We start from the raw sequence: 5,823 nt of genomic DNA, 5'->3' as shown, positions 1-5,823 counted from the left end.
GCAACCCGATCGCCGGCCTGCTGGCCGACCGGAGCCTCGCGGTGAAGAACGTGGTCGCGGTGGCCGCGATGGCGATCGTCGCCGTGGTGGTCGGCGGGCTCGGCATCTATCGGATCTCGGAGATGAGCAGCGACCTCGCGCGCATGAAGTCCGAGCACGTGGACAGCCTGCAACAGATCACCGAGCTGCGGTCCGGCATCGCGGACGGGCTCCGCGGCACCCTCATCTACCAGAACGGGGCGGACGCCGCCGCCAAGAAGCAGGGCCGGGACGCTGTCACCGCGGCAGACGCCAAGGTCGACGCCGCGCTCATCGCCTACGAATCGATCGCGGCGGAATCGCCGGCCCGGACGAAGAGCCTGGCCGCTTTCACCGAGGCGGTCAATCACTTCCGCGCGCTGCGCGACACCATCCTGTTCCAGGAGCCGTTGGCGGCCGGATACACGATGCCGGCGATGACGGAGATCCTCGGGGAGTTCAACAGCGTCGAGGACGCCATGAACACCTCGGTGGCCGATCTGCAGGCGCTTGAGAACACCGAGGCCAACACGATGGCCCAGGAGGCCGACAACGAGTTCCGTAAGGCCCGCGCCATCATGATCGCCGCCCTGATCATCGGCATCCTGCTGGCCGGCGCCATCGCGCTCCTGGTGGTACGGCTGATCAAGCAGCAGCTCGCCACCGTGGCGACAGCGCTGAGCGCGGTGGCGGACAACGACCTCACCATTCCCGCCGAGGTGCGCTCCCGCGACGAACTGGGCCGGATGGCCATGGCCGTCAACCGGGCCCGCGACGGGCTGCGCGTCACCGTCACGTCGCTCACCTCCGGCGCGCACAACCTGGGCGCCAGCACCCTGCAGTTGACCGGCGTCACCGCCCGGATCGGTGAGAGCGCCCGCGAGGCCGCCGCCCAGGCGGGCCTGGTCGCGGCCGCCGCGGGCGACGTGTCCGGCTCGGTCCAGTCGGTCGCGGCCGGCAGCGACGAGATGGGTGCCTCGATCCGCGAGATCGCGCAGAACGCCAACGACGCGGCGCAGGTCGCCTCCAGCGCCGTCGGCGTCGCCCAGAGCACCAATGACACCGTCGCCAAGCTCGGTACCTCGTCCGCCGAGATCGGCGACGTGGTCAAGGTGATCACCGCGATCGCCGGGCAGACCAACCTGCTGGCCCTGAACGCGACCATCGAGGCCGCGCGGGCCGGTGAGATGGGCAAGGGCTTCGCCGTGGTGGCCAGCGAGGTCAAGGACCTGGCCCAGGAGACCGCGCGGGCCACCGAGGACATCTCCCGGCGGGTCGAGACGATCCAGGCCGACACGTCCAGCGCGGTCGACGCGATCGGCGAGATCTCCCAGATCATCCAGCGGATCAACGACTACCAGGTCACCATCGCCTCGGCGGTGGAGGAACAGACGGCGACCACGGCCGAGATGAGCCGCAGCATCGGCGAGGCGGCCGAGGGCAGCTCGACCATCGCGACCAACATCAACGGCGTGGCCCACTCGGCGGAGCAGACCAGCAGCACGCTGGTGGAGGCGGACGCCGCGGTGAGCCAGCTCAACGGGGTGGCCGAGGAGCTCCGCCTGGTCGCGGAACGCTTCCGGGTGTGACGTGCGGGCCTGCCGGCCGGACGCCGGCAGGCCCTCGACATGACTACCGCCGTGGTGCGTCGATCAACCGGAACAGCGTCAGCCACTGCTCCGGCCAGACCAGACCCACCGGTACGCCCGCCGCGAGCCGCGCCGCCCGGAACGCCGCGGCGACGCGCCGTTCGCCGTACCGCCGGGCCAGCGAGGAGTGCAGCGACCCGCCGACGCCGGTGAACCCGACCTCGACGAACCGGCGGTAGGCGGGCAGGGCCGACGGCTCGACCAGCGGCACCGGCCGCCGGTCCAGCCGCAGGATGCCGCCGTCGACGCGCGGCACCGGGCGGAACGCCGACCGGGGGACGCGGCCCGCCAGCGACCAGCTCACGACCGGCCAGGTGCCGATCGTCAGCCGGCTCCACCGCCCGTAGTCGCCGGTGCGTTTGCGGGCGTACTCCAGTTGGGTGAGCAGGGTCGCCGCGGTGAGGGTCTCGGCGCGCAGACACCAGTCCACGACGGCCGAGGTCAGCGCGTACGGAATGTTGCCGACCACCCGGAAGGGCCGGTCCGGCGGCACCGCGCGCAGGAAGTCCGCGACCCGAACCGTGACGCCGGGCAGCCGCGGCAACCCGGCCGCCACCTGCGGATCCACCTCGTACGCCACCAGGTTCGGGGTGCGCCGGGCCAGCTCGCCGGTCAGGACGCCCCGGCCCGCGCCGACCTCGTACACCAGGTCACCGGGCCGGATGCCGGCGACGGCGGCAAGGCGACGCACCGCCTGCGGATCGGAAAGGAAGTTCTGGCCGAACGCCCGGCGCGCGCGGGCGTGCTCTCGTCTGGGAAGTGCCATGACCGTGGTCCTGTCTGCCGCCGGAAAGGCGGCGAACGCGGACAGGCGTCATCGAGGCCCGTCCGTGGGAAAAGGACGCGGAGGGCCCTGGCGCGGCAAGCGGCTAGTCGGCGGCGCGGCGCAGGGCGCGACGCCGGAAGCGCAGGCGGGACGAGTGCAGCGGTCCCCACGCCATGGGCAGCGAGGCCCGGGTGAGGAGAGCATGCGTCGTATGCATCCGCCGACCCTAGCCGCGACCGACCGGGCCGGCACGCCGTTTTCGCCGTCGGCTGCGGCCGACCGGTGTGACCTGTGACCCCGATCCCTGGGACGAGCGATCGCGCGGCAGAGGCCACGCCGGTATGCTGTTCGGCGGGCCGTGACTGGCGCGTTCGGATGGGCCAACCATCGGGGAGCGGTCCCGTCCCGTCCGGGGACGACCTGCCGTGCGCCTGGGCCTCTTCACCTGTGATAGGGAGGTCCGATGTCTGCACTGAACGCCGAATCGACCGCGTTCCGCTCCGCCCTGGAAGCGGTCCGCGCCGTCGAGCCCCGCATCGCCGACGCGATCGCCAAGGAGCTGACGGACCAGCGCGAGTCCCTGAAGCTCATCGCCTCCGAAAACTACGCGTCCCCGGCCGTGCTGCTCGCGATGGGCAACTGGCTCTCCGACAAATATGCCGAGGGCACGATCGGCCGCCGCTTCTACGCCGGCTGCCAGAACGTCGACACCGTCGAGTCCGTCGCGGTCGAGCACGCCAAGGCCCTGTTCAACGCGCCGTACGCCTACGTGCAGCCGCACTCCGGCATCGACGCCAACCTGGTCGCATACTGGGCCATCCTCGCCGCCCGGGTCGAGGCGCCGGCGCTGGCCAAGGTGCAGAAGCGCAACGTCAACGACATGACCGACGCCGAGTGGGCCGAGCTGCGGGCCGCGTTCGGCAACCAGCGGATGCTCGGCATGAGCCTGGACGCGGGCGGCCACCTCACCCACGGCTTCCGGCCGAACATCTCCGGCAAGATGTTCGACCAGCGCAGCTACGGCGTCGACCCGGCCACCGGCCAGATCGACTACGCGGCGCTGCGCGAGTCGGCCAAGGAGTTCCGGCCGCTGGTCATCGTGGGCGGCTACTCGGCATACCCCCGCAAGGTGAACTTCCGCATCATGCGCGAGATCGCCGACGAGGTCGGCGCGACCTTCATGGTCGACATGGCGCACTTCGCGGGCCTGGTCGCGGGCAAGGTCTTCACCGGCGACTTCGACCCGATCCAGAACGCGCACATCGTCACCACGACGACGCACAAGAGCCTGCGCGGCCCCCGCGGCGGCGCGGTCTTCTGCCAGCCCGAGCTCTCCGACCAGGTCGACCGCGGCTGCCCGATGGTCCTGGGCGGCCCGCTCGCGCACGTCATGGCGGCCAAGGCGATCGCCTTCGCCGAGGCCCGCCGGCCCGAGTTCGCCGACTACGCGCAGCGCATCGTCGACAACTCGCAGGCCCTGGCGGCCGGCCTGACCAGCCGCGGCGCCACGGTCGTCAGCGGCGGCACCGACAACCACCTGGTGCTGATCGACGTCGACAAGTACGGCCTGACCGGCCGCCAGGCGGAGCAGGCGCTGCTCGACTCGGGCATCGTCACCAACCGCAACTCGATCCCGCAGGACCCGAACGGCGCCTGGTACACCTCGGGCATCCGGATCGGCACGCCCGCGCTGACCACCCGCGGCCTGGGCACGGCGGAGATGGACCAGATCGCCGAGCTCATGCACACCGTGCTGACCAGCACCAAGGCCGGCGCGTCGAAGGCGAAGTTCGACCTGGACGCGGCGGTCTCCGACCGGATCGCCAAGCAGGCGACCGAGCTGCTCGCCGACTTCCCGCTCTACCCGACCGTCGACATCGCTTCCTGATCAAGTCTTGCGCGGTCGCGGGTGACTGACCGTCGCTCACGGCCGAGACCGGGCCCCGCTGGGTGGTTCCGCCGCCCAGCGGGGCACCACGCCCCTGCGTGTCGCAGGGGCCAGCTCCGGGCTCGCCCCCGTTCAGCCGGAGGGCTTGCTGCCCGAAGCGCGCCTACCGAGCCGGGTGCTTCGGCCAGCCGGCGAGCGGGTGATCAGGCCCGTCGGGTGATTCGGTGCAGCTGGACGTCGGTGAGGGCGCCGTCCGAGATCGTCGCTGTCTGGTAGGTCGCGTGTGGTTGGCGGCGGCGGTCGGTCGGGGAGCCCGGGTTCAGCAGGCGTAGCCCCGTCTCCGCGGTCGTGTCCCATGGGATGTGGGAGTGGCCGAAGACCAGGATGTCCGTTTCCGGGAAGCGGGCCGCGCAGCGCTGCTCGCGGCCCGTGGCCTGGCCGGTCTCGTGCACCACCGCCAGCCGCAGCCCGTCGAGGTCGGCTCGGGCGATCTCCGGGAGCCGGGCCCGCAGCGCCGGGCCGTCGTTGTTGCCGTAGCAGGCGATCAGCCGCCGCGACCGGGTCGTCAGCTCGTCCAGCAGGGGCACGTCCACCCAGTCGCCGGCGTGCACCACCACGTCGGCCGCGTCGACCGCCGCCCACAGCTCGGCCGGCAGGTCCCGGGCCCGCTTCGGCAGGTGGGTGTCCGCCATCAGCACCAGCAGCATGGTGCCACCCTAGATCGCCCGAAGCGCGTCCAGGGCCGCCGGAGACCCGCGCCAATCGGGGTTGTCGCGATCCTGGTTACGAGCGGCTCCTCGGTCTCTCGTCCATCCGCCCGAGGGGCGCCCGGGCGCCGCCAGTCGATCGAGCCCCGCCGATGTTGATCACGGCTGGCAGCACTATTGAAACTTGTTGTTGACACCCGATGCGCCGAGTCGTCTACTGCAAGACAACGTCGTCTCTCGATTTCTGCTAAATCGATTTGGAGGGGACATGCGCCAATCAACGTTGATCACGCGCGGGCACCTCGGCCCGGTCCTGGTCGCCGTGACCCTGGTGCTCGGCGCCGGGGCCTGTGGCGGCGACTCGGGGTCCGGGGAGGGGGTGACCGTCGGTCTGATCACCAAGACGGACACCAACCCCTTCTTCGTGAAGATGAAGGAGGGTGCGCAGCAGGCGGCGGGGACGCAGGGTGTGGAGTTGCAGAGTTTCGCGGGGAAGCAGGATGGTGACAATGAGGCGCAGGTGCAGGCGATCGAGAGTTTGATCTCGGCTGGTGCCAAGGGTTTCCTGATCACGCCGAGTGATTCCAAGGCGATCGTGCCGTCGATTGACAAGGCGCGGCAGCAGGGTTTGTTGGTCATCGCGCTGGACACCCCGACGGATCCGGCCAACGCTGTTGATGCGACCTTCGCCACCGATAATTATCAGGCGGGCAGGTTGATCGGGCAGTGGGCCRAGGCGAAGTTCGACAAGGACGGTAAGCAGGCCAAGATCGCCATGTTGGATCTGAACGCCAA

General features: G+C 70.7%; 5 protein-coding genes and 1 riboswitch. Of the genes, 3 read left to right on the top strand and 2 right to left on the bottom strand.

Annotated elements, in window-relative coordinates; translation table 11 throughout:
- A partial coding sequence (locus DMB66_RS56535; RefSeq protein WP_370321353.1) for a methyl-accepting chemotaxis protein occupies nt 1–1,607 on the top strand: 1,607 nt, incomplete at its 5' end.
- Between the two features lie 43 nt (nt 1,608–1,650).
- Here DMB66_RS56535 and erm read toward each other — a convergent pair.
- Nucleotides 1,651–2,433, bottom strand: a complete 783-nt coding sequence (erm, locus tag DMB66_RS56530; protein WP_125812251.1) for an ErmE/ErmH/ErmO/ErmR family 23S rRNA (adenine(2058)-N(6))-methyltransferase — start codon at nt 2,431–2,433, stop codon at nt 1,651–1,653.
- Nucleotides 2,434–2,781: 348 nt separating this feature from the next.
- A riboswitch (ZMP/ZTP riboswitch) is annotated at nt 2,782–2,877 on the top strand.
- 19 nt (nt 2,878–2,896) lie between these two features.
- On the opposite strand from erm, the gene DMB66_RS56525 reads away from it, so the two are divergent.
- On the top strand, nt 2,897–4,321 hold the full coding sequence (locus tag DMB66_RS56525; RefSeq protein ID WP_125812250.1) for a glycine hydroxymethyltransferase: 1,425 nt from the start codon (nt 2,897–2,899) through the stop codon (nt 4,319–4,321).
- 203 nt (nt 4,322–4,524) lie between these two features.
- Here the strand turns inward: DMB66_RS56525 and DMB66_RS56520 are convergent, their stop codons facing one another.
- Nucleotides 4,525–5,028: a metallophosphoesterase gene (locus DMB66_RS56520; protein ID WP_125812249.1), complete on the bottom strand. Its 504-nt coding sequence runs from the start codon at nt 5,026–5,028 to the stop codon at nt 4,525–4,527.
- A 268-nt stretch (nt 5,029–5,296) separates the two neighbouring features.
- Between DMB66_RS56520 and DMB66_RS56515 the strand changes: the two genes are divergently transcribed.
- The coding region (locus tag DMB66_RS56515) for a substrate-binding domain-containing protein (protein WP_148112905.1) at nt 5,297–5,823 on the top strand (527 nt) is incomplete at its 3' end.

This window comes from Actinoplanes sp. ATCC 53533, assembly GCF_003947245.1.
Note: the sequence above shows the minus strand (reverse complement) of the source record. Positions and strands in the feature narration are given on the sequence as shown.